General features: G+C 48.5%; 3 protein-coding genes. All 3 read right to left on the bottom strand.

The window, feature by feature from the left end; genetic code table 11:
• Window positions 1-119 precede the first annotated feature (119 nt).
• Entirely contained in the window at window positions 120-479 is a 360-nt protein-coding gene (locus AS26_RS13325; RefSeq protein WP_062310550.1) for a response regulator, read from the bottom strand.
• A gap of 140 nt (window positions 480-619) precedes the next feature.
• Window positions 620-2,386, bottom strand: coding sequence for a methyl-accepting chemotaxis protein (locus AS26_RS13330; protein ID WP_062310553.1), 1,767 nt, complete (start codon window positions 2,384-2,386; stop codon window positions 620-622).
• An 88-nt stretch (window positions 2,387-2,474) separates the two neighbouring features.
• A partial coding sequence (locus AS26_RS14095; RefSeq protein WP_083516127.1) for an EAL domain-containing protein occupies window positions 2,475-3,429 on the bottom strand: 955 nt, incomplete at its 5' end.

Consider the following 3,429-nt stretch of genomic DNA (forward strand, 5'->3'; position numbering starts at 1 on the left):
AAACATGAATCTCACATAGCCAACGCTGCACAGCCTGGACTTGCCGCCAGGCACTCACCGTTTCACGATCGGGTTTGACCACTCCTTCGAGCGCACAAGACGTCAGACTCATGTAGACCTTACTGCAATGCCTTTTCTACAGCAGTTATCACCCGGTCTGCTTGGAAGGGTTTCACCACAAAATCCTTCGCCCCGGCTCGGATTGCGTCCAGCACCATCGCTTGCTGCCCCATGGCTGAACACATAATGATACGAGCCTGCGAGTCCATCGCTCGTATTCTCCTGACAGCTTCAATTCCATCCACATTCGGCATGGTGATATCCATGGTGACCAAATCGGGATGCAACTCTTGATATAGCTTCGCTGCTTGTTCTCCGTCTGAGGCTTCTCCAACCACTTCATGTCCATGTTTCACGAGGATATCCTTAATCATCATCCTCATAAATGCGGCGTCATCGACGACCAAAATACGCGCCATGAACCTTTCACCCTATTCTAGTAGAATTTATATCAATTATTACAAAATAAACCTGATATATCCCTGGCTCGTTTGCAATCCTGCTCGTGATTCTTCTTTTGTGCAGCAATCTTGTCGACGACCTCGAACAACACAGCTCCCTACACTCGGAACCGCCCTATCATCGTCTGCAATTCCTGCGCGCGATGACTCAGCGACGCAGCGGTAGACGCGATTTCTTGTATGGATCCGGCCTGTTGTTGTGCAGATGCCACCACACTTTCGGATTCACGCGCCGCTTGTCCCGCCAATTCCACGACAACCGCCATATCGTGTGTCATATGTTCAGCTTGAGTAACGATGTTTCGTGTGACGTCAACCACATCCTTAATACGCAACGTCACGCCTCCCATCGCGTGGCGAATACTTGAGAAGGTTCGTTTCGTTTCATCGGCTATTGCAGCTCCCTCCTGAACCTCCGTCGTGACCGCTACAATGGATTGAGACACGTTGGATACCGATTGCATCACCGTGCGCACAATTTCTTGAACCTCACGTGCAGCATCAGCAGAAGCATTCGCGAGACTACGCACTTCATCTGCCACGACGGCAAACCCGCGACCGTACTCACCTGCCCGTGCAGCTTCAATGGCTGCGTTGAGCGCAAGCAAATTGGTCTCGTCTGCGATTCGCATGATCGTTGATGCAATGTGACGTATGTTCTCCGATTCCCTTTCCATACGGCTCATCACGTCTACAGCTTCTGTCGTTCTATTTCGGATCGTCTTCATTTGGAACTCCATCTCTTCCATAACCTTGATACCCGTTTCAGCTTCTTGCTCTGTTCGCCTTGCCGTGCTGTTCAGCGCATCAGCCAACTCGGAAACCTGACGGATCTCATCTCGTACACTTCTTGTTGCCTCGGACGTTTCGTGAATTTGCTTCGTTTGCTTGTCGGCGCCCGCGGCTACTTGCTCGATAGAATGCGTAATCTCCTCGGACGCCTTCATCAGTTCGTCCGTACTCGCCGACAACTCTTCTGCGCTGGCAGCTACGTGTTCCGATGCGTCTGCAATTGCCTTTATCAGTGAACGCAAATTCGCGACCAACTCGTTGAAGACGCGCGCTAAATCCTCCAGTTCATCCCGGGTATGTACCTCGACCGAATCGACACGCAAATTCCCGCGTGCGATCTCATCTGCGACCTGCCTTAGACGCATGATAGGCCGAGATATCGACACGGAGAGTGTCGCGCTTCCTATGAAGCCCATCATGATAGCAACAAAGGCTATGATCATGTCCCAAATTAAAGTTTGCGCAAGCAAATGGTTGACGTTTGCAACCGCAGCATTTTTCGCACTTTCTTCATCACTCGTCAACTGTGCAAGACTCTGAATCAGCGGTTGTAACGTGTTGCTCGTGAACATGGCTTGTGCGTCCGACAGACTCGACGAGGCCAACCGAAACGCGCTCTCGTTCTGGTCAAGGATTTGCTGCCACTGTGAACCAAACAAGTTGAGAATGGCCTTATCCGTCACATTCATCGGATAGGATTCCAACAAGGATAAATCTTGCTTCACTTGAGCTAAATCATTCTGGTAATCCTGAAGGTTGTATTGTGCGTTTTGTCCGTTTGGTGACAGCAGATACAGAGCTGCATCGTTATCGGATGTGGCGATATCATAGTCAAATTTGCGGACAAGATTTAATACTTTCGCAGCTTGTTCTAATTGATTCACCGATTGATGTATTTTGGTGATCAGAATTGCATTGAGAACACCGATTGCGATAAGAAGGACCGTCACGAGACCGGTATTCATCAGGAATTTTTGGCGAATGCGCATCGAGGGAAACATGCTCATTGTTTTTTGCGTCATCGAATAAAATGTGCGATCGATAAACTCTTTTGCGGAATCCATCACCGACATGATAACCCCCCAACTCATTCGTAAGCCTGACCTCGTGTTCAACTCGGTGCAAAGCTAAAGATATCTCTATATTCCTTTTTTCCTATATTCAAGATAAACTAAGATTAGAATTTCTTATTTTGTTCCACAGTCGGTAATATAACGTAACCAATCGGTCGATCTCCTCACTCTTCGCTTGTACCGCAGGATCTGTCCATACAGTGGTTTCCACGAGTTTAAGTAAATCATGTCTTTTTTGTTCGATGGTTCGAAGCAAAGACTGAATCTGCAGTACCGACAAGGGCGCGGACCAATAGTACCCTTGACTCTTGAAGATACCCATAGATCGAATCGTTTCTAAATCCTCATGCGTCTCTATACCCTCCGCAATGATCCTTTCACCTGACCCCATGATTTCAACGAGTCGCGATAAGAACTCTTGCTTGGCCGGCGTTCCTGAAATCCCGCGAATCAATGTCCGGTCTACTTTAACCCAGTCTGGTTCTAATACGGCAACTGAAGAGAAAGTATTTGAACCTACCCCTACATCATCCAATGCAATTCGCACACCTCGTGAGCGAACTGTTTGAATAACTGTCGACAAATACGTTACATCATAGGGAATATATTCTACAATTTCGATAACCAATTGTTCAGGTAAAACTATACCTTTTTCAAATAAACCTTCCAAATGTTTGAGGAAGAGCTTCTCCATCAAGCTGCTCGGAGTTACGTTTACAAATAAGGGAGTAGGGAATGTTTCGGACCACGCTAGGGAGAACGATTGCATACTGAGGGCCACCACAAGTTGGTCCACTTCTCGGGCCCGATTGCACGCGACCGCTGCACGAAACCATACATCCGGCGCAATTGCGCGACCGTCAATCCGAGGACGGCTCAAGGCCTCGTGGGCACAAACCTCTCCTTGAACGTGGTTCACAATCGGTTGATAGACAAATTCGAGAACACGAGTGTGAAGCGCTTGGTCAACCGCTTCAACGAGATATGAGAATTCATTATCTGGAGTTAGAGGATATTCATACCCCCCCCCCCCCCCCCCCCCC

It is taken from the genome of Alicyclobacillus sendaiensis NBRC 100866 (genome assembly GCF_001552675.1).
GTDB classification, from domain to species: domain Bacteria; phylum Bacillota; class Bacilli; order Alicyclobacillales; family Alicyclobacillaceae; genus Alicyclobacillus; species Alicyclobacillus sendaiensis.

Bases quoted from the DNA above. Each gene is read 5' to 3' on its own strand.
- AS26_RS13330 (WP_062310553.1), bottom strand. From the start codon at position 2,386: ATGTCGGTGATGGATTCCGCAAAAGAGTTTATCGATCGCACATTTTAT.
- AS26_RS13325 (WP_062310550.1), bottom strand. From the start codon at position 479: ATGGCGCGTATTTTGGTCGTCGATGACGCCGCATTTATGAGGATGATG.